The sequence below is a fragment of the Kitasatospora sp. NPDC033851 genome (assembly GCF_055576085.1).
Window position 1 is genome coordinate 433,705 of record NZ_JBVIRL010000002.1, and the last position, 20,457, is coordinate 454,161.

Genomic DNA, 20,457 nt, shown 5'->3' on the forward strand with positions numbered 1-20,457 from the left:
TTGCGCTCCCGGTACGCCGCGCAAACTATTTTTCGCGGTGAGTTCCACGGCGCGCTCCGCAGCCGGTTTCGAAGTCCCCCGAGCAGTCCCCTGGACCGCGCCCGTGCCGGCTCACGCCGGATCGACCGAACCGTCGTCCTCGACGCCGTCCGGATCCTCCTCGGGCTCCTCCCCCGCACACAACGAGAGCACGGCGGCCCCGTACTTGTCCAGCTTCATCGCGCCGACCCCCGAGATCGAGGCCAGTTCCCCGCGGCTGGCGGGCACGTCCTCGGCGATCGCCATCAGCGTCGCGTCGGTGAACACCACGTAGGCCGGGGCGCCCTGCTCCTTGGCCTGCCGGGCCCGCCACTCGCGCAGCCGCTCGTAGAGCCCCTCGTCCATCGTGGACGGGCAGCTCTCGCAGCGGCGCAGCTTGCGTTCGACGGCCTCGGTGAGCACCCGGTCGCAGACCCGGCACGTGACCGGTCCGCGGACCCGCCGGGCGGCGGAGCGCTCGCCGGGCTCGACGCCCCCGCGACCGCCACGCGCGCCGGTCCGCGCGCCGGGTGCGGAGGAGCCCGGCCGCAACCCGTCGAGGAAGCGGCTGGGCTTGCGGCTGGCCCGGCCGCCCGGGGAGCGGGAGAGGGCCCAGGAGAGGCTGAGGTGCTTGCGGGCGCGGGTGACGCCGACGTAGAGCAGACGGCGTTCCTCCTCGACCTGCTCGTCGGTCTTGGCATAGATGATCGGCAGGGTGCCCTCGGTGAGGCCGACGAGGAAGACGGCGTCCCACTCGAGGCCCTTGGCGGCGTGCAGGGAGGCGAGGGTGACGCCCTCGACGGCGGGGGCGTGCTGGGCGGCGGCGCGGGCGTCGAGTTCGGTGACGTAGGCGGCGAGGTCGGTGCCCTGGCCGGCGGCGGTGCGGGTGCGCTCGAACTCCTCGGCGAGGCGGACGAGGGCGGCGAGGGACTCCCAGCGGTCGCGGACGGCGCCGGAGCCGGCCGGGGGCTCGGGGGTGAAGCCGCGGGTCGCGAGGACGGCGCGGACCTGTCCGGCGAGGTCGGGGGCGCCGTCGGTGAGCGGGTCGGAGGCGGCGCGGGCGGCGCCGCGCAGCAGGACTCCGGCGTCGCGGACCTCGGGGCGCTCGAAGAACCGTTCGGCGCCCTTGAGCTGGTAGGGGACGCCGAGGTCGGCGAGGGCCTGCTCGTAGACCTCGGACTGGCCGTTGGTGCGGAAGAGGACGGCGATCTCGCTGGCGCGCACGCCGGTGGCCAGGAGGTCCTTGATCCGGCGGGCGGTGGTCTCGGCCTCGGTGGGTTCGTCCTCGTACTCGGTGTAGACGGGTTCGGGGCCGGCTTCGCGCTGGGAGACGAGTTCGAGGCGGTGGCGGGCGGCTTCGCCGCGGGCCTGGGCGAGCAGTCCGTTGGCGAGGTGGACCACCTGCGGGGTGGAGCGGTAGTCGCGGACGAGTTTGACGACCGTGGCCTCGGGGTGGCGGCCGCGGAAGTTCAGCAGGTAGTCGGGGGTGGCGCCGGTGAAGGAGTAGATGGTCTGGCTGGCGTCGCCGACGACGCAGAGGCTGGCGCCGCCGTCGGGGCCGGTCCACTGGTCGAGCAGGCGCTGCTGGAGCGGGGAGACGTCCTGGTACTCGTCGACGGTGAAGTGCCGGTACTGGGAGCGGACCTGGTCGGCGATGTCCGGGCGGTCCTCCAGGATGGCGGCGGTGAGGAGCAGGACGTCCTCGAAGTCGATGTTGCCGCGGCGGCTCTTGGTCTCCTCGTAGACGCGGTAGACCTGGGCGGTCTCGGCCGGGTCGCGGGCGGCTTCGCGGCCGGACTTGGCGACGGCGACGGGGTAGTCCTCGGGGCTGATCTGGGTGACCTTGGCCCATTCGATCTCGGCGGTGAGGTCGCGCAGTTCGGTGCGCTGGACGCGCAGGCCGCAGCGGCCGGCGGCCTCGGCGACGAGCTGGACCTTGCGCTCGAGGAGCTGGGGGACCGGGCCGCCGACGGCGCGGGGCCAGAAGTACTGGAGCTGGCGCAGGGCGGCGGCGTGGAAGGTGCGGGCCTGGACGCCCTCGGCGCCGAGCTGGCGCAGGCGGCCGCGCATCTCGCCGGCGGCGCGGGCGGTGAAGGTGACGGCGAGGACCTGCTGGGGGTGGTAGACGCCGCTGCGCACGCCGTACGCGATGCGGTGCGTGATGGCGCGGGTCTTGCCCGTGCCGGCGCCGGCGAGGACGCAGACCGGGCCCTGCAGGGCGGTGGCGACGGCGCGCTGCTCGGGGTCGAGCCCGGCGAGCACGGCGTCGGGGCCCGTCGCGGCGCCGGGGTCGGCCCAGGGGGAGCCGTGGGGGGCGTCGTACGGGCTGCCGCTCAAGAGGTCTTCCTGCATGCGTTCCATCTTCTCAGCCCGGTGGGACAACGGGGGCGGGGTTGTCCACAGGCCCGGTGTGATCGCAGGATGATCACTCCGCAGTGCGGTCGATGGCGGTCCGGAATGCCCGTCGTCCGGTGAACGTTCCCTCCGGAGACCGTACGCACCTCTCTTTCGAAGGAGCCCCCTCGATGTCCGGCACCGTGACGATGTACAGCACGACCTGGTGTGGGTACTGCAACCGACTCAAGAGCCAGCTGGACCGTGAAGGCATCGGCTACACCGAGATCAACATCGAGGAGGACCCGGCCTCGGCGTCCTTCGTCGAGTCCGTGAACAACGGCAACCAGACGGTGCCGACGGTGCTGGTGACGCCGGTGGGCGGCGGCGAGCGGGTCGTGATGACCAACCCGAGCCTGTTGCAGGTCAAGAAGGCCCTGGCGGCCTGATCCGGCCGGGTCGCCCGGGCCGGCGCGCGTCACGTCGCGTCGGCCCGGGCGGGGTCGACGGGCGCGGCGGGCGCGGGCAGGGTGGTGCGCGCGCCGAGGTCGCCGACGCCGTAGACGAGCCGGCTGCGGTCGGCCGAGTAGCGGGTCTCGATGACCCGGACGGGCCCGCGCCGGTCGTAGGTGACGCGGGTCTGCACCACGAGCGGCACGCCGGGGCCGCCCTGGAACCACTGGGCCTCCTCGGGGCCGGGCATCCGGGCGACGAGGTGGTCGACGGCACCGATCTCGGTGCGTCCGAGGGTGGCGAGCACGGCCTCGTCGCCGCCCTCGACGGGGTCGGGTTCCATCAGCGGGGTGCCGGCGGCCAGGCCGGCCCGGTAGTGGCTCTCCTCGATGGAGTACGGCTCGCGGTCGAGCAGCCGCAGCTGGCGGCGGACCACGATGGCCTCGCCGGGGCGCAGTCCGAGCCGTTCGGCGATGTCGACCCGGGCCCGGACGATCATCATCTCGAAGTCGGTGCTGAGTTCGCGCCCGGCTTCGGCGGCCTCGCCGAGGTAGACGTCGGAGGGCCCGGCCAGGCAGTCGCGCGGCGCGGGGGCCGGCGTGGGTCCGTAGGCGTGGTGGTCCAGGACCGGGTGTTCGCGCAGGTAGGTGCCCTTGCCCTGGAGCCGGACCAGCCGGCCCTCGTTGACCAGGACGTCGACGGCGAGGCGGACGGTGTTGCGGGCGACGCCGTACTGGCGCTCCAGTTCGCTCTCGACCGGCAGGGCGGCGTCGGCGGTGAACTCGCCCTCGGCGATCCGACGGCGCAGGTCGGCGGCGAGGCGCTGGTATTTGGGGGATTGGGCGGTGCCCCGGGGGATTGTCACCGAGTGAATGTAGCGAGCTCGGTGACACGGTTTCAGCCGTTTCCGGCAATGTCGTCCGTGCGGGTTGACGACGGGGATCCGCAGGCGCCTTCCGGTAGCAGACCTGGCCCGTCCGGATACGAACATCCGGTTGTGAGGAATCCGGAAAGGGATCGGAAAGAAAAAAGGGGGCGCGCGGCATTGGCCGCACGCCCCCTTTTCGTACGGAATTACCAGCGCGCCGCCGACGGCAGCGGCTCGCCGTACCAGAGCTCGACCAGGTGCCGCGCGATCGAGATTCCGGACGGTGGCAGGATCTCGCCCGCCTCCATCCCGGCCCGCAGCTCCTCGCGGGAGAACCAGCGCGCCTCGGCCAGCTCCTCGCCGTCCACGGTGATCTCGGTGCCGCCCGGCAGCGCCTTGCCCGTGAAGCCGAGCATCAGGCTGGACGGGAACGGCCACGGCTGGCTGGCGACGTAGTGCACCTCGCCGACCTGCACACCCGCCTCCTCGTGCACCTCGCGGGCCACCGCCTGCTCGATGGACTCCCCCGGCTCGACGAAGCCGGCCAGGGTCGACCAGCGGCCCTCCGGCCACAGCGCCTGACGGCCGAGCAGGCAGCGGTCCTCCTCGTCGGTGATCACCATGATCACCGCCGGGTCGGTGCGCGGGTAGTGCTCGGCCGCGCAGGAGGTGCAGCGCCGCACGTGCCCGGCGCCGGCCTTCTCGGTCGGGTGCCCGCAGCGCGAGCAGAAGCTGTGCAGCCGGTGCCAGTGCTCCAGCGCGACGGCGTGCACCAGCAGCCCGGCGTCGCGGTCGGACAGCAGCCCGCCGACCTCGCGCAGCCCGGCCGGACGGGCGTCGCCGTCCAGGCGCCCGGGCAGGCTCTCGCCGGCCAGCGCGAAGTACGAGACGCCGTCCCGGTCGGTGCCGAGGAAGTACCGGTCGCCGCCCTGCGGCGCCTCGAAGGAGGGCAGCAGCACCAGTTCGGTGCCCTGCGCGGTGTCGACGACGAACGCCTCGCCGCCGGCGATCGGCAGCACCCGGGTGTTCGGGTGGCTCCAGGCCGCCGCCAGCCAGGGCTCGTCGAACCGGTGCTCGGCCGCCCGGTCCACCCCGGCCCGGGCCAGTACCAGGTGCAGCGGGCGCTCGGTCTCAGGCACGGTGCTCACGTCGTTCCATCCCCACGTGGTGAATCATCCGGATGAGTGATCTGACAGCCTCGGTGCGCGGCCCCTCGCTCACGCGCCGGGCCGGAAGTTCTCGGCCAGGTCGCCCCACAGGTACGCGGCCGTCTCCACGCCCTTGGCCAGCAGGTCGAGTTCGACCTTCTCGTTGACCGAGTGCCAGCCGTCCGAGGGCACCGAGATGCCGAGGAACAGCACCGGCGCGCCCAGCACGTCCTGCAGGTCGGCGGCGGGGCCGGAGCCGCCCTCGCGGGTGAAGAGGATCTTCTGCCCGAAGGCCCGCCCCATCGCGCGGACGGTGGACTGCAGCGCCGGGTGGTCCAGCGGGGTCAGGCAGGGCCGGGTCGCGCCCGGGAAGACCAACTCGTACCGGACGCCCGCGGGCACCCGCTCGGCCACCCAGGACCGCACCGCCTCGCGGACCTTCTCCACCTCCTGCCCGGCGACCAGCCGGAAGGACAGCTTGAGGTGCGCCGACGCGGGGACGATGGTCTTGCCGCCGGGGCCGGTGTAGCCGCCCCAGATCCCGTTGACCTCGGCGGTCGGGCGGGCCCAGATCCGCTCCAGGGTGGAGTAGCCGGCCTCGCCGCGGGTGCCGGACGACTTGGCGACCTCCAGCCACTGCTCCTCGTCGAACGGCAGCTCGGCGAACAGCTCGCGCTCGCGGTCGGTCAGCTCGATCACGCCGTCGTAGAAGCCCGGGACCGCCACCTTGCGGTCGGCGTCGTGCAGGGCGGCGGCCAGCTCGGCCGCGACCTGGGCGGGGTTGGGGACGGCGCCGCCGAAGGAACCGGAGTGGATGTCGGTGTCCGGCCCGTACAGGTCGATCTGGGCGTCGGCGAGGCCGCGCATGCCGGTGCAGACGGTCGGCGTGGACGCGGACCACATGCCGGTGTCGGAGATGACGACCACGTCGGCGGCCAGCCGGTCGGCCTCGCGGCGGACCAGGTCGGCGAAGTTCGGCGAACCGGACTCCTCTTCACCCTCGATCAGCAGCTTGAGGTTGACGGCCGGCGCGGTGCGGCCGGTCGCGGCCAGGTGGGCCCGCACGCCCAGGGTGTGGAAGAACACCTGGCCCTTGTCGTCGGCGGCGCCGCGCGCGTACAGCCGGTCGCCGACCACGGTCGGGGTGAACGGCTCGGTGTCCCAGCCGTCCTCCTGGGCGGCGGGCTGCACGTCGTGGTGCCCGTAGACCAGGACGGTCGGCGCGGACGCGTCCCCGGAGGGCCACTCGGCGAACACCGCCGGCAGGCCGTCGGTCTCCCACACCTCGGCGACCGGGAAGCCGGTGTCGCGCAGCTTGCCGACCAGCCACTCGGCGGAGCGCCGCACGTCGCCGGCCCGGGCCGGGTCGGCGGAGACCGACGGGATGGCCAGCCACGCGGAGAGGTCTTCGAGGAAGGCGGCCTGGTGCCGGTCGATGTAGGAGCGGACGACGCTGTCCGGGGTACTCGTCATACCGACGACTGTAGTTCGCCCGTGCGGGTGCCCGCCCCGGCCCTCCGGCTCAGGGGCGTTCCCGGGGCTGTAACCTCCGTCACCCCCGCCGCGCACGGGCGCGGACGGGGGTGACGGAGGGGGTGCGGGCCTCAGCCCGAGCGGCGCAGCATCGTGATCCGCGAGCGGGTGAGCACCGCCGCCAGGCCGGCCGCGAGCAGCGGGAGCACCACGACGGTGGCTCCGATGGTCAGCCAGGGGAAGACCACGGTCGCGCCGTTGGCGATCTCCTCCGGGCTCATGCCGGGGTAGCTGCGCGCCGCTCCCTCGACCTTGCGCAGTGCCACGCCCGGCACGACGCCGCAGACCACGCCGAGCAGGGCGCCCATGGCGGCGATCACGCCGCACTGGAAGCCGGACAGCGAGCGGCGGATGCGCGGCTCGGCGCCGACCGCCGCGAGGGTGGTCAGGTCGCGCTGGGAGTCGGCGGCGGCCAGTCCCGTGGCGATGCCGGCGGCGCCCAGGGCGACCAGGCCGGCGAAGACGCTCAGGCCGAGAGTGACGAGATCGGCCTGGGACTGGTAGCCGCGCTCGACGGTGAGGACGTCGCGGTCGCTGATCTTGGCGAGCGCGCCGTCGGCCTTCTGCTGGGCGCCGTCGGAGGGCACGGTGCCGGGCAGCCAGACCGAGCCGGCCACCGAGGTGGTGAACCCGAGCGCGGCCGCGGTGTCCGGGCTGATCACGGCCTGCCCGGGGGCGGGCAGCGTGGCGTCCGCGAGGACCGCGTCGACGGCGATCTCGTGCCGGACGGGCTTCTTGTCGGCGCTGCCGCCCGCGGTGTACGAGCTGAAGGAGACCGGTTCGGTGTACTGCAGCGCGACCTTGCCGTCCTTGAGGTACCGGGCGTCGAAGACCACGGCCTTGCCGGCCGCGAGGGCCTGGCCGGCGGCCGGGTCGGTGACGCCGTAGAGGTTGTGCAGCAGGGTGGCGTCGCCGGCCGACAGCGGGCTGTAGGGGCTGCCGCGGCGGTTGTTGGTCTGGCAGCGCTTGTCTGTCTGCAGGATCCGCTCGACCTCGCCGGGACCGAACGCGCGGTCCGTGTCGGTGACGGGGCAGCGCATCTCCTTGGGCACCTCGACGCTGATGTAGCCGCACCCCCCGTCGTCGGAGCAGCTCTCCTTGTAGTGCACGCTCTGGACGTCGGCGCGCGGGCCGAGGTCCGGGATGCCGCGTTCGACGGCCTCGCGCATCTGCGGCAGCAGCTTGGTGTCGGCAGCGGACAGCCAGCCGGTGCCGAGCAGGACGGCACCGGCGGGACCGTGGGCGACGTACTCGCGCCGGTACTGCTCCTCGAAGCTGGCGGTGTACACGCTGACGGCGACGGAGCCGGCGACGGCGGCCATGACGGCGGCGACGGCGGGCGCGGTGCGGCCGCGGTGGCGCACCGAGTCGCGCAGGGCGAGCCGGGGGCCGAGCGAGAGCCAGCGGCCGAGCCGGCCGAAGAGGCCGACCAGGTAGGGCGTGAGCGCGACCATGCCGAGTTCGGCGATGGCCGAGCCGCCGAGGACGGCGAGGCTGCGGTTGCCGCTGGTGGCACCGAACAGCGCGAGGGCGGCACCGCCGCCGAGCATCACCAGGCCGAGCACGGCGAGCTTGCGGCTCGGCGGCTTGAGCGAGTCCCGGCCGGTGAGCGCGGATACGACGTCCTGGCGGGAGGCCTGGACGGCGGGCACGACGGCCGCGAGCAGACCGGTGACCAGGCCGACCAGGAGCACGCCGAACAGGTCGAGCGGCTGGACGGCGAAGTGGCCGAAGCGCCGACCGGAGGACTCCTCGGCCTGGGTGCGCAGCAGCGCGGCCAGGCCGACGCCGAGACCGAGGCCGACCACAGCGCCGGTGACGCCGAGGACGATGCCCCCGCCGAGGACGACGGCGCGGACGTTGGCGCGCTCACCACCGGCGGCGGCGAGCAGGCCCAGCTGCCGCCGGGAGCGCCGGGCCCCGACGGCGAAGGCGGGGCCCGCGAGGAGGACGATCTCCAGCAGGGCCATGCCGACGACGGTGGCGAGGATGACGACGCCGGTCTGGTTGAAGTACGCGGTGTCGCCGACCTGGTGCCGGTCCTGTTCGACGTAGTACGGGACGTCGGCGCGGGCCGGCGGGTCGATCAGGACGGCGCGGGAGGTGAGGTTGAAGCCGTACTCGTTGAGTTCGGTGACCTTGTGCCAGTCGAGGCCGGCGCCGCCGGGGAGCTTGACCAGCCAGCGGGTGGGCTCACCGGTGCCGCCGGCCGGGCCGCGGGTGGCGCCGGGGGTCTTGGCGAGCTGGTCGATGACGGCGCCGGGGCGGGCGATGAGTTCGGTGCCGTTCAGTTCGCCGGGGTACTCGTAGACGCCGGTGATCGTGAAGGGGGTGCCCTCCAACCCGCGGACGGCGGTCCGGTCGCCGAGCTTGAGTCCGGAGCGCCTGAGGAAGTCCGGGGTGACGGCGGCCTCGCGGTCGCCCGTGGGGGCGCGGCCCTTGACCCGGTTCATCCGGCCGTTCCAGACCGGGTCGGTCAGGTCGGCCTCGCTGACGCGGGTGCTGAGCAGGCCCTCGGTGCTGCTCGCCGCGGTGTACGGGCCCTGCCGTTCGGGCACGAGGGTGGCGCCGGCCGGGAGCAGTTGCCGGGCCAGGTCGGCGGGTGCGGTGTCCAGGGCGCGCTGCTGCGCGGGGGTGACCTGGGGAGCGGCGCCATCCTTGGCGGTGTCCTTGGGGTTCTGGATGGTGAACCCCGTGTCCGGGTCGGGCGCCTGCTGGACCGAGGAGCCGCGTTCGACCATCTCCAGTGCGCCGGCGGCCTGGCCCATGACCCGTACCGCGTGTTCGACGGGCGTGAGATCGGCGCTGCGGAAGACCACGTCGGCGCCGGTGACACCGAGGACGGGCAGGGCGACCATGGCGATGACCAGGGCGCTGCGGCCCTTGGCGCGCAGGGCGTCACGGCGGGCGATGCGCAGGGCGACCCGCCAGGCGCTGAGCTTCACTCGTCCACCTTCATGCTGTTGGTGGCGGCGCTGACCAGGAGGCTGGCGGCGTCCTGGCTGACGGACTCGTCGACCATCCGGCCGTCGCGCAGGAAGACGACGCGGTCGGCCCAGGCGGCGTGCCGGGCCTCGTGGGTGACCATCATGGCGGCGGCGCCGGCGTCGCAGCGGGCGCGCAGGACGGCGAGGACGGCCTCGCCGGTGGTGGAGTCGAGCGCGCCGGTGGGTTCGTCGGCGAGGACCAGGCGGCGGTCGCCGATCAGGGCGCGGGCGATGGCCACCCGCTGCTGCTGGCCGCCGGACATGTCGTCGGGGAAGCGGTCGGCGAGTTCGGGGATGCCGAGTTCCTCCAGGGCGGCGAGGGCCTCGCGGCGGGCCGCGCGGGCCGACAGGCCGTCGAGTTCGCGCGGCAGCGAGATGTTCTCGGCGGCGGTGAGGGCCGGTATCAGGTTGTAGTCCTGGAACACGTAGCCGACGGAGCGGCGGCGGACCTGGGCGAGCCGCTTGCGGTTGAGGTCGCCGAGGGCGACGCCCTCGACCAGGACCCGGCCGGTGCTCGGGCTGTCGAGGCCGCCGGCCAGCGTCAGCAGGGTCGACTTGCCGGAGCCGGAGGGGCCCATGACGGCGACGAACTCGCCGGGGTGGACCTTGAGGTCGACGCCGCGCAGGGCCTGGACCTCGGCCGCGCCGTGGCCGTGGACGCGGGTGACGTCCTCCAGGTGCAGCACCGGCGCCTGCCGGGACTCTTGGGTGTGGGACACGATTCCCCCCTAGTACTGGGTGTGGGCCCGGGGTCGGGGCCCGGGCCGGTGGTTCGGTGCCGGGGCGCTCAGGTGCGCAGGCGGCGGCCGCGTTTGGCGGGTGCGGCACCGCCGTCGCGGGCGGCCTCGGCGGTACGGGTCTGCAGGAGTTCGGCCTGCTGGGCGAGCCGGGTCTCGCAGTGGTCGAGCCAGCGGATCTCGGCTTCGGTCTGGAAGATCAGCTGGTCCAGGACGAGCAGCCAGGCGAGGTCGTTGCTCGCCGAGGGCACCGCGCCCGGCCGGCCCCCCTCACCGGGCCGAGGGGCGCCGGCGAGGGCGCGGCCCTTGAGCCGGGTGTAGTCCTGCAGCGCCTTGATGCTGTGCCGGCGCTGCCCCTGGACGACGGCGGAGACGTCCACCCCCGGGACGGTGACGGCCATGGCGAGCTTGATCGCCAGTTCGTCGCGCGGCGGGTTGGTCCGGGGTACCGGGGTGTCGAACCAGGCGCGCAGCTCGGTGCGGCCGGCCTCGGTGACGGCGTAGAACTGGTGGCCCTCCCCGTCCTCCCCGGCGGGCTCGACCAGGCCGTCGCGTTCCAGCCGGGAAAGCGTGGTGTAGACCTGCCCGACGTTGAGTGGCCAGGTGGCGCCGGTGCGCGCCTCGAACTCGGTGCGCAGTTGGTAGCCGTAGCGAGGGCCCTGGTCGAGCAGGGCGAGCAGACCGTGACGGATGGACATACTCAGTATGTATACCCGGTATGCCCTGCCGTCTCAACCCGCACCCCCCTCCCCCGGCGACCGGGTACCGTCGTGCGGTGTGAGCCAGTTGCGCATCGCCACCTTCAACCTGTTGCACGGTCAGCCGCTCGCCCCGGACGGCACGCCGCGGCCCTATCCGGCCGACGCCGGCGAGCCGTTGGCCGCGGCGGTGGCCGCGCTGGACGCCGACGTACTGGCGCTCCAGGAGGTGGACCGGCGCCAGGCGCGCTCCGGCGGCACCGACCAGGCGGCGGTGGCGGCCGCGGCGATGGGCGCGAAGGACTGGCGCTTCGCCGCCGCACTGCACGGCCGCCCGGCACCGGTGGCGGGCTGGCTGCCGGATCCGTCCGGGCCCGACGGCCTGCGGGTGTACGGGCCGGGCGAAGTCGGCGACGACGCCCCGCCCTCGTACGGGACGGCCCTGCTGACCCGGCTCCCGGTACGGCACTGGCGGGCCCGGCGCTTCGCCCCGGCGCCGTTCGGGCTGCCGCTGCGGGTGGCCGGGCGGCGCGGACTGACCCCGGTGCCGGACGAGCCGCGGGCCGCGCTGGCGGCGGTGCTGGAGGGCGATCGCGGGCCGTTCACCGTGGTCGCGGCACACCTGTCCTTCGTGCCGGGCTGGAACATGGCGCAGCTGGCGGGCATCCGGCGGTGGATCGCCGACCTGCCGCAGCCGTACCTGGTGCTGGGCGACTTCAACCTGGTGGGCGCGGTGCCGCGCACGGTGCTCGGCGGGGCGACGGCGCTGGAGCGCACCGCGCCCAGGGCGCGGGTGCGGGAGCTGCGGGCGAGCCGGCGGGCCCGGCCGCTCCTGGCCGAGCCGCGCCGGCGGCGGGTGCGCGAGCCGCGGCCCCGCCTGCAGGGCTGGTACGACCTGGCGCGCACGCCGACGTACCCCTCGCACCGGCCGGCGGTGCAGTTCGACCACGTGCTGGCGATCGGCGTGCCGCGCACGGCGGTGGGCCCGGCCGCGGCGCCGCGCGCGGCGGTGTCGGACCACCGGCCACTGCTGGTCGAGGTGTCGCTCTAGGGCTTGTCAGACAAGCCCTGGGGTTCTCGCTCCAGCGTTCTCTGGGGCAGCTGCCGCGTCAGGACCCCGGCCTGCTGCGGGACGTGGATGCCGGCCGTCGGGGCCGGGTCGTACTGCAGGAGCAGCATGGCCGCGTCGTCACCGAGCTGGCGTCCGACGTGCCGCACCACGTCCTCGTGCAGGCGCTGCAGGACGTCGGCGGGACGACCGTCGGCGCAGCGCGGGAACCGTTCGGCGAGCGGGTAGAAGGCGCCCGCGCGATCGCGGGCCTCGATCACCCCGTCGGTGAACAGCAGCACCCGGTCGTCGCCCTGCAGCGACACCCGGTGGACCGGCGGGCGGACGTCGGCCGGGTCGAGGACGCCCAGCGGCGGCACGGTCTCGGCGAGTTCGAGCGGGCGGACCTCGCCGCCGCGCAGCAGCAGCGGCGCGGGGTGCCCGCAGTTGACGATCTCGGCGGCGCCGTCGGGCCCGACGCCGATCAGCACCAGGGTGACGAACTCCTCCTCCACCCCCGGGTGGTCGTTCTCGTGCAGGGCGCGGTCGAGGCTGACGGCCAGCCAGCCGGCCACCCGGTCCAGCGCGGGCTCCTGGTGGGCGGCCTCGCGGAAGGCGCCGAGCACGGCGGCGGCCGTCTCGACCGCGCCGAGGCCCTTGCCGCGCACGTCGCCGACCACGGCCCGTACGCCGTGCCGGGTGTTGACCACCTCGTAGAGGTCGCCGCCGATGCGGGCGTGCGCGGCGGCGGCCTCGTAGTGGACGGCGGCCCGGACGGTGCCGACCCGCTCGGGGACGGGCCGCAGCAGGACCCGGCGGGCGATCGAGGCGACCAGCTGGGCGTCGGCCAGCGCCCGTTCCTGGCGCAGCCTCAGGGTGGCGCTGACCCAGCCGATCATGGCGACGAGCAGGATGGCGATGACGCTGGCGGCGTGCACGGACGAGCCGAGCGTGTCGCTGCGGAAGGCCATCAGGAAGGCCGCCGCCTCGGCGCACAGGCCGATGACGAACGGGTACCAGGTGCGGCGGCTGACCACGGCGGCCAGCGCGGGCACGGCGGTGAGGGCGGGTTCGACCGTCACCCCGGTGCCGCTGAGGTAGTCGAGGACGACGATCAGCGCCATGCCGATGAACGGCAGCGCCAGCGCCGTCCTCGGCCAGGTGCCGGTCGTGTTCGGAGCGGGACCCGGGGTCGGCCCGGTGAACCGCTCTCTGATCCATCCGGTCGCGCTCAACTTCGGTTCTCCAGCAGAAGGCGCCGATGCCGGGGGCACCTGCGGTGATGACTGAGGGTTAGGGAATACGGGCCTCGCTGGCGGCCGGAGCACGGGGGTTGACCGGTTACCGACCCCACAATAGGCGCGAAACGTGCACGACGCACAGGTTTCGGGCACTGGCGTGATGACTTGGATGCTCTGCGTGACTCATTAGTCACTGTTCCCGATCAGGAGCCGTTCCAACTCTTTTCGGTCGGGAAGTCCTGCCGGACGGACGATCCGCCCGCTGCGGACGTACAGGAACGAAGCCGTGACCTGCTCGGGATCAACGCCCATCTGCTCGGCCCAGGCCAGCCGGTAGACCGCGAGCTGCAACGGGTCCGCGGTCTCCTCGCGATGGGTCTTCCAGTCGACCACTTCGTAGCGTGACACACCACCGGATCCTGACACCACGTCACCGTCACGGTAGACCGCGTCGATCCGGCCGCGCACCACCCGCCCCGCCAGCACCAGTTGGAACGGCGCCTCGACCCGGTAGGGCTTGCGCTGCGCGTACGGGGTGCGCAGGAACGCCTCCTTGAGCCGCTCCAGGTCCTGCTCGTCCTCGATGCCGTCGTCGTCCGCGCCGGGCAGCGCGCCGGGCTCGATCAGCAGCAGCGGCTCGATCCGGCCCTGCACCCAGGCGTGGAAGCGGGTGCCGCGCCGGGCGGCGGGCTGCGGGGGGCGCGGCATCGGGCGGGCCAGGTCGCGCGCGAAGCCGTCCGGGTCGGCGGCCAGGCGAAGCAGTTGGGTGGCGGACAGCGCGGCGGGCAGCGGCACCTCGCGCGCGGTGCGCCGGGAGCGCTCCAACTCGCCCAGCAGCGCGGTCAGATCGCGGTCCCAGGAGGCCAGCTGGCGCTGGTCCTCGGCGGCCATCGGCTCCGGTTCGGGGGCGGGCGCACCGGCCAGGCGGGCTCGCACCACCCCGGCGACCCGGCGGCGGGCGTGCTGCGCGGCCGGGTCCAGCGGCAGGGGCCAGGGCCGGTCGACGGAGGTGGTCAGCGCCGGGTTCTCGGCGCCCTTCTCCGGCTGCTCGGCCCAGTGCTCGACCTCGCCCGCGCCGGCCTGCTCGCAGTGCTCGCGCAGCTCCTCCAGGAAGGCGGACGGACCGCGGACGGTCTTCTGGCTCGGCCCCCACCAGTGACCGGAGGCCAGCAGCAGCGAGCGGGGGCGGGTGAACGCGACGTAGCCGAGGCGCAGTTCCTCGGTGGCGGAGTGCTCGGCCAGCTCCTTCCTGAAGGCGGTCATCGTCCTGCTGTTCCACCCGCCGCGCACGTCGGGCAGGGTGGCCGCGTCGCCGCGCAGGGCGTGCGGAAGCACACGCTTGGCGCTGGTCCAGCGTTCGCGCGGGGTCGAGGAGGGGAACGCTCCCCGTACCAGGCCGGGGACGGCGACCACGTCCCACTCCAGGCCCTTGGACTTGTGCGCGGTGAGCACCTTCACGGTGTCCTCGCCGCCGGGCAGGCTGCTGTCCAGGCCGCGCTCGTACTCCTGGGCGGCGCGCAGGAAGCCGAGGAAGGCGGCGAGGCCCGGGTCGCCGTCGAGGTCGGCGAAGGAGGCGGCGACGTCCAGGAAGGCGTGCAGGGTCTCCCGCCGCCGGGCGGCCAGGGCCTGCGGGGAGGCGGCGAGCTCGACCTCCAGGCCGGTGACCGCCAGCACCCGGTGCAGCACGTCCATCAGCGGGTCGGCCAGCGAGCGGCGCAGCTCGCGCAACTCCTGGGCGAGACGGGCGAAGCGCACCCGCGCCTCGGCGGAGAACGGCAGGTCGTCGGGCTTCCCCTCCTCGCCGAACGGGGAGTCCAGGAAGCTCTCCACCGCGTCGGCCAGCGACACCACCTCGGTCGGATCGGCCTCGGCGACGGCGGCGGCCAGCGCCTCGACGTCCTCGGGCCGGTCGGTGCGGACCAGCTCGGCGGCCCGGCGGCCGAGCAGCGCGAGGTCGCGCGGGCCGATCCGCCAGCGCGGGCCGACCAGGAGGCGCACCAGCGCGGCGTTCGCGGTCGGGTCCTGCAGCACCTCGCAGACCGCCACCAGGTCGGCCACCTCGGGCAGTTGCAGCAGCCCGCCGAGGCCGACCACCTCGACCGGCACCTCGCGGGCGACCAGCGCCGCGTGGATGTCCGGGAAGGCGGCGCCGCCCCGGCACAGCACGGCGATCCGGCCGGGCGCGGTGCCGGTGCGCACCAGGTGGGCGATCGAGTCGGCGAGCCAGTCGACCTCCTCGGCGTGGGTGGGCAGCAGCGCCGTCCGCACGAAGCCGTCCCGCTCGGCGCCGGGCGCCGGGCGCAGCGCCTCGACGCCCTCGTGCATCCCCCGCAGCGGCGCGGCGAGGGTGTTGGCGAAGGCGAGCAGGCGCCCGCCGCTGCGGCGGTTCTCGCTGAGCGCGTAGCGCTCGGCGGGGCGGCCGTCGGCCTTGGGGAAGTGCCGGGGGAACTCGTCGAGGTTGGCGACGGAGGCGCCGCGCCAGCCGTAGATCGCCTGGCAGGGGTCGCCGACGGCGGTCACCGGGTGGCCGCTGCCCGCACCCTCGGGGCCGGCCCCGAAGAGCCCGGCGAGCATCAGGCGCTGGGCGACCGAGGTGTCCTGGTACTCGTCCAGCAGCACGACCCGGAACTGGCCGCGCAGCAGCTCGCCGACCTCGGGGCGCTGCTGGGCGAGACGGGCGGCGGCGGCTATCTGGTCGCCGAAGTCCATCAGCCCGGCGGAGCGCTTGCGGCGCCGGTAGTCCTCGACCAGGCGCAGCAGCTCCAGCCGGGCCCGGGCGGTGGCCGGGACGGCCCGCAGGTCGTCGTTGGTCAGCTTGACGGTGGCGAGGGTGTCCAGCAGCTCCTCGTCGAAGTCGCGCAGGGCCTGTGGCTCGACGAGGTGCTCGGCGAGTTCGCCGTCCAGCGCGGTGAGGTCGGCGACCAGGTTGGCGAAGGTGCCGGTGAGCGCGGGGAACGGGCCGCGGGCGGTGCGCAGCACCTTGGCGGCGAGCTGGAAGCGGGTGGCGTCGGCGAGCAGCCGGACGTCCGGCTCGATGCCGATCCGCAGGCCGTGCTCCTTGAGGAGGCGGCCGGCGAAGGCGTGGTAGGTGGAGATCTCCGGGTCGCCGAGCGGTTCGCCGCCGTCCCGGTCCGCGACGCCGGCCCTCAGCAGGGCGGCGCGGACCCGTTCGGAGAGCTCGCCGGCGGCCTTGTTGGTGAAGGTGAGGCCGAGCACCTCCTCGGGCCGTACGGCGCCGGAGCCGACCAGCCAGACGACCCGGGCGGCCATCACCGTGGTCTTGCCGGAGCCGGCGCCGGCCACGATCACGGCCGGCTCCAGGGGCGCGCCGATGGCCGCCATCTGCTCCCGGTTGAACGGGATCCCCAGCAGCTCCTTGAGCTGGTCGGGATGGCTGAGCACGGCGGTCACCCCGCAACCGTAACCGGAGCGACGGACAAGCCTCGCCTCACCGGGTCCGCAGGGTCCGCAGGGTCCGCAGGCCGCGCGGGCCCGCTACTCGACCAGCTGCGCCCCGTCCCGCTGGGCCGAGCAGCTGCGGCGGAAGGCGCAGCGGTCGCAGCCGCCGCCCGTCTGCGGGACGAAGCGCTCGGCGAGGACCTTCCCGGCGGCCTCGGCGAGCAGGCCCTCGATCCACGGCTCGCCCTCCGGAGGCTCCTGCCGCTGCACCTTGGGGGCGTCCCGGGAGGCCTTGGCGGCGGGCTCGCGCAGGTGGACCAGTTCGGCGCCGCCGGTGGCCGGGGGGTGTTCGGCGAAGCCGGGCAGCTCGTTGAGGGCGCCGGCCCGGACGGCGAGCTGGTAGACGGCGAGCTGCTTGTGCTCGGGCAGGGACTTGTCGGTGGGGATCTGCTTGCCGGTCTTGAAGTCGACCACGTAGGCGCGCCCGGCCGCGTCCTTCTCGACCCGGTCCATCGAGCCGCGGATGCGCACCGAGACGCCGCCGACGTCGAGGGTGACGTCGAAGCCGTGCTCGGTGGCGACCACGTCCCGGCCGCGTTCCAGGACGTGCCAGTTGAGGAAGCGCTCCAGGGCGGCCCGGGCCTCGCTCTTCTCCTGGTGGGACTTCCAGGGCGCGTCGAAGGCCAGCGCGTCCCAGACGGTGTCCAGGCGCTCCATGAGGACGGCGAGGTCGGCGGGCGTGCGGCCGGAGCCGACCTCGTCGGCGAGCGCGTGCACCACGTTGCCGAAGCCCTGGGCGGCCGAGCCGGCGGCACGCGCCTTGACCTCCTTGTCCAGGAACCACTGCAGCGAGCAGCTCTCCAGCTGCTCCAGGCCGCTGCCGGACAGCCGCACCGGCAGGTTGGCGCTGCGCAGCGGCTCGGGGGCGGCGGTCGGGTCGTCCAGGCCCCACCAGCGCTCGGGGTGGGCGGCGGGCACCAGCGGCAGCCCGTCCTCGTCGGTGGCGGCGGCGAGGATGGCGAGCCGTTCGGCGGCGGCGCGGCGCAGCTCGGGCGTGCGGGCGGGGTCGACGGTGACCGCGCGCAGCTCGGCGACCAGGGCGGCGACGGACAGCGGGCGGCGCGGGCGGTGGGTGACGTCCTCGACGGTGACCGGCGGGGTGCGGCGCACCACCTTGCCGGTCCGCGGGTCGACGTCCTCCCGGTAGAGCTCGCGCAGGAAGCGGGAGGGTTCGTCGCCGTCGTCGGCGGGGGCCTTGACGGCGGTGACGATCAGCCGCTCCTTGGCGCGGGTCGCCGCGACGTAGAAGAGGCGGCGCTCCTCGCCGAGCAGGGCGGCCGGGGAGAGCGGTTCGGCGAGGCCGTCGCGGCCGATCCGGTCGGCCTCCAGCAGGGAGCCGCGGCGGCGCAGGTCGGGCCAGAGGCCGTCCTGGACGCCGGCGACGACGACCAGGCGCCACTCCAAGCCCTTGGAGCGGTGGGCGGTCATCAGCCGGACGGCTTCGGGGCGCACGGCCCGGACGGTGAGGGTGTCGGCGGCGATGTCCTGGGCGTCGAGTTCGGCGAGCAGGTCGAGGGCGCTGCGGTGGCCGGTGACCTGTTCCTCGGCGCGGGCGGCGGTCTCGAACAGGGCGCACAGCGCGTCCAGGTCGCGGTCGGCGTTGCGGCCGCCGGCGCCGCCGCGCAGGGCGGCCCGTTCCAGGCGCTCGCGCCAGCGGCGGCTGCCGTCCCACAGCTCCCAGAGCGCCTCCTCGGCGGTGCAGCCGCCGGCCAGCAGCTCGCGGACCTTGCGCAGCAGGGTGCCGAGGTCGCGGGCGCGGCGGGCGTAAGCGGGGTCGAGGGCGACCAGCCGCTCGGGTTCGGCGAGGGCCTCGCGGATCAGTTCGCCGGCCGGGCGCAGGGCGGCGGTGGGGCGGCCGTCGGCGCGCAGCGCGGCGCGTTCCTCCTCGCGCAGGGCGCGGCCCAGGCGGCGCAGGTCGGAGCCGTCGAGGCCGCCGAGCGGGCCGGTGAGCAGGGCGTGCGCCAGGTCGGTGGTGAGCGGGTCGGGAGTGTCGGCGGCCTCGCCCCCGGACTCGGCGTCGGCATCGGCGTCGCTGTCGGTGTCGGCATGGGTGTCGGCGTGCCGGTCGCGGGCCGCCTGCCACGCCGCCTGCTGGGCGCAGACCCGCAGGGCGAGCAGCAGCTGGGCGACGGCGGGCTCCTCGCGCAGCGGCAGGTCGTCGCCGTCGATCTCCAGCGGGACGCCGGCCGCGCCGAGCGCCCGCCGCACGCCCGGTATGGAGCGGGCACCGGCCCGGACCAGCACGGCCATCTCGCCCCAGGGCACGCCGTCTTCCAGGTGGGCGCGACGCAGCAGGTCGGCGATCGAGTCGAGCTCGGCGCCGGGGGTCGGGTAGGTGTAGACCTCGGCCCGGCCGCCCTCGCGGGAGGGCAGCAGGGCGCGGTGCTGGGCGAGCTTGTCGGCGGGCAGCCGGCCCATCGGCATCCGCCGGGCGATCTCCCGGGAGGCGGCGAGCAGGAGGGCCCCGGAGCGGCGGGAGACCCTCAGCACCCTGACCTCGGCGGGTTCGCCGTCGGCGCGGCGGAAGGTCTGCGGGAAGTCGAGGATGCCGTTGATGTCGGCGCCGCGGAAGGCGTAGATCGACTGGTCGGGGTCGCCGACCGCGACCAGGTCGCGGCCGCCGCCGGCGAGCCGGCGCAGCAGCCGGACCTGGGAGGGGTCGGTGTCCTGGTACTCGTCGACGAAGACGACGTCGTAGCGCCGGCGCAGCTCCTCCTCGACCTCGGGGCGCTCGGCGAGCAGGACGGCGCGGTGGACGAGTTCGGCGTAGTCCAGGACGCCGCGCAGGTCGAGCACGTCGAGGTAGTCGGCGAGGAAGTGCGCGGCGGCGGCCCAGTCGGGGCGCTGGACGCCCTGGGCGAAGCGCTCCAGCTCGGCCTCGCCGAGGCCGAGCTCGCGGCTGCGGGCGAGGACGGCGCGGACCTCGTCGGCGAAGCCGCGGGTGGTCAGGCAGGCCCGCAGGTCCAGCGGCCAGGCGATCCGGGAGCCCGCGGCCGAGCCGCCGGTCGACTCCGTGCGGCGGGCGTCCTCGGCGCCGCCGGCCAGCAGTTCGCGGACCATGACGTCCTGCTCGGGGCCGGAGAGCAGCCGCAGCGGCTCGGCGTAGTCCTGCGGGTCCTGGTGGGCGCGCAGCAGGGCGTAGCAGAAGGAGTGGAAGGTGGTGGCCTGCGGGGCGGCGGCGGAGCTGCCGAGCCGGCCGGACATCCGGTCGCGCAGCTCCATCGCGGCCTTGCGGCTGAAGGTGAGGACGAGGATCCGCTCGGGGTCGGTGCCGTCCGCGATCCGCCGGGCGACCGCCTCGACCAGGGTGGTGGTCTTGCCGGTGCCGGGCCCGGCCAGCACCAGCAGCGGCCCGTCGGCGTGCTCGACCACGGCGCGCTGGTAGGCGTCCAGCACGGGCGGGTCGGGCTGGACGAGCGGGCTGCGCACGAGCCGGTAGGGGGAAGTCACGGAGTGGTCCTGGGGTCGAGCAGGGCATGGCAGGGCGGGCCCGCCGGGGCCCGCCCGCATCGAGCCTACGATCCTCCCCCGTCAATCCCGTCCGTGCGGGGAGTTCGGGGAAATCTCCCGGCCGTCCCAGCGGGCCCGCCGGAGGTCGACCCGGGGCGGGTCGGCGAGCTCGCGCAGCGGGGTGCCCTCCTCGCCGTAGTGGGTGAGGGCGCGCTGCTCGTGCCCGGGCAGGAAGCGGCCGTCCGCGCGGATCACCCGCCACCAGGGCACCGAGCCGCCGTACAGGGCCATCACCCGGCCGACCTGCCTCGGCCCGCCCTGGCCGAGGTACTCGGCGACGTCGCCGTAGGTCATCACCCTGCCGGGTGGAATCCGCTCGGTCAGGTCGAGCACCAGTTCGGCGAAGGGCGGTAGGGCGTCCGGAAGGCCGTCGTCTGTTACGTCCGTCACCTGCGGCATTCTTCCTTACAGGGGCGCACCCCC

The 20,457-nt window shown here is 74.8% G+C and carries 14 protein-coding genes; 3 read left to right on the plus strand and 11 right to left on the minus strand.

Translation table 11 applies throughout. The annotated features are described in order from the left end of the window. Positions 1-111 precede the first annotated feature (111 nt). On the minus strand, positions 112-2,379 hold the full coding sequence (locus ACZ51D_RS05130; protein WP_465661243.1) for an ATP-dependent DNA helicase UvrD2: 2,268 nt from the start codon (positions 2,377-2,379) through the stop codon (positions 112-114). Between the two features lie 164 nt (positions 2,380-2,543). Between ACZ51D_RS05130 and ACZ51D_RS05135 the strand changes: the two genes are divergently transcribed. Next, entirely contained in the window at positions 2,544-2,801 is a 258-nt protein-coding gene (locus ACZ51D_RS05135) for a mycoredoxin (RefSeq protein WP_030236313.1), read from the plus strand. A gap of 29 nt (positions 2,802-2,830) precedes the next feature. Here ACZ51D_RS05135 and ACZ51D_RS05140 read toward each other — a convergent pair whose 3' ends face one another. The 6 genes from ACZ51D_RS05140 to ACZ51D_RS05165 form a co-directional block, all read right to left on the minus strand. Continuing rightward, complete coding sequence (locus ACZ51D_RS05140; RefSeq protein WP_465617489.1) at positions 2,831-3,670, minus strand: GntR family transcriptional regulator; 840 nt, start codon at positions 3,668-3,670, stop codon at positions 2,831-2,833. A gap of 209 nt (positions 3,671-3,879) precedes the next feature. Beyond that, entirely contained in the window at positions 3,880-4,821 is a 942-nt protein-coding gene (gene nudC / locus ACZ51D_RS05145; RefSeq protein ID WP_465617487.1) for an NAD(+) diphosphatase, read from the minus strand. Between the two features lie 69 nt (positions 4,822-4,890). Further along, positions 4,891-6,294, minus strand: a complete 1,404-nt coding sequence (locus tag ACZ51D_RS05150) for a dipeptidase (RefSeq protein WP_465617485.1) — start codon at positions 6,292-6,294, stop codon at positions 4,891-4,893. 131 nt (positions 6,295-6,425) lie between these two features. Then, the gene (locus ACZ51D_RS05155; RefSeq protein ID WP_465661244.1) at positions 6,426-9,299 is read right to left on the minus strand and encodes an FtsX-like permease family protein; all 2,874 of its coding nucleotides are present in this window, start codon (positions 9,297-9,299) and stop codon (positions 6,426-6,428) included. Further along, positions 9,296-10,060, minus strand: a complete 765-nt coding sequence (locus ACZ51D_RS05160; RefSeq protein ID WP_360500044.1) for an ABC transporter ATP-binding protein — start codon at positions 10,058-10,060, stop codon at positions 9,296-9,298. The genes ACZ51D_RS05155 and ACZ51D_RS05160 overlap by 4 nt, the downstream gene beginning before the upstream one ends. Positions 10,061-10,128: 68 nt before the next feature. Continuing rightward, positions 10,129-10,776, minus strand: a complete 648-nt coding sequence (locus ACZ51D_RS05165) for a PadR family transcriptional regulator (RefSeq protein ID WP_360500041.1) — start codon at positions 10,774-10,776, stop codon at positions 10,129-10,131. A 79-nt stretch (positions 10,777-10,855) separates the two neighbouring features. Between ACZ51D_RS05165 and ACZ51D_RS05170 the strand changes: the two genes are divergently transcribed. Then, positions 10,856-11,827: an endonuclease/exonuclease/phosphatase family protein gene (locus ACZ51D_RS05170; RefSeq protein WP_465661246.1), complete on the plus strand. Its 972-nt coding sequence runs from the start codon at positions 10,856-10,858 to the stop codon at positions 11,825-11,827. Here ACZ51D_RS05170 and ACZ51D_RS05175 read toward each other — a convergent pair. Beyond that, positions 11,824-12,948 (minus strand): PP2C family protein-serine/threonine phosphatase, encoded by a 1,125-nt coding sequence (locus ACZ51D_RS05175; RefSeq protein ID WP_465661248.1) that lies wholly within the window; start codon positions 12,946-12,948, stop codon positions 11,824-11,826. The genes ACZ51D_RS05170 and ACZ51D_RS05175 overlap by 4 nt on opposite strands. Here ACZ51D_RS05175 and ACZ51D_RS05180 point away from each other — a divergent pair. Then, the gene (locus ACZ51D_RS05180) at positions 12,947-13,114 is read left to right on the plus strand and encodes a hypothetical protein (protein WP_360500033.1); all 168 of its coding nucleotides are present in this window, start codon (positions 12,947-12,949) and stop codon (positions 13,112-13,114) included. The genes ACZ51D_RS05175 and ACZ51D_RS05180 overlap by 2 nt on opposite strands. A 137-nt stretch (positions 13,115-13,251) precedes the next feature. Here the strand turns inward: ACZ51D_RS05180 and ACZ51D_RS05185 are convergent, their stop codons facing one another. The 3 genes from ACZ51D_RS05185 to ACZ51D_RS05195 form a co-directional block, all read right to left on the minus strand. After that, on the minus strand, positions 13,252-16,476 hold the full coding sequence (locus ACZ51D_RS05185; protein ID WP_465661250.1) for a UvrD-helicase domain-containing protein: 3,225 nt from the start codon (positions 16,474-16,476) through the stop codon (positions 13,252-13,254). A gap of 84 nt (positions 16,477-16,560) precedes the next feature. Continuing rightward, positions 16,561-20,034 (minus strand): ATP-dependent helicase, encoded by a 3,474-nt coding sequence (locus tag ACZ51D_RS05190; protein ID WP_465661252.1) that lies wholly within the window; start codon positions 20,032-20,034, stop codon positions 16,561-16,563. Positions 20,035-20,055: 21 nt separating this feature from the next. After that, positions 20,056-20,433 (minus strand): MGMT family protein, encoded by a 378-nt coding sequence (locus tag ACZ51D_RS05195; protein ID WP_396287766.1) that lies wholly within the window; start codon positions 20,431-20,433, stop codon positions 20,056-20,058. Positions 20,434-20,457: the final 24 nt, after the last annotated feature.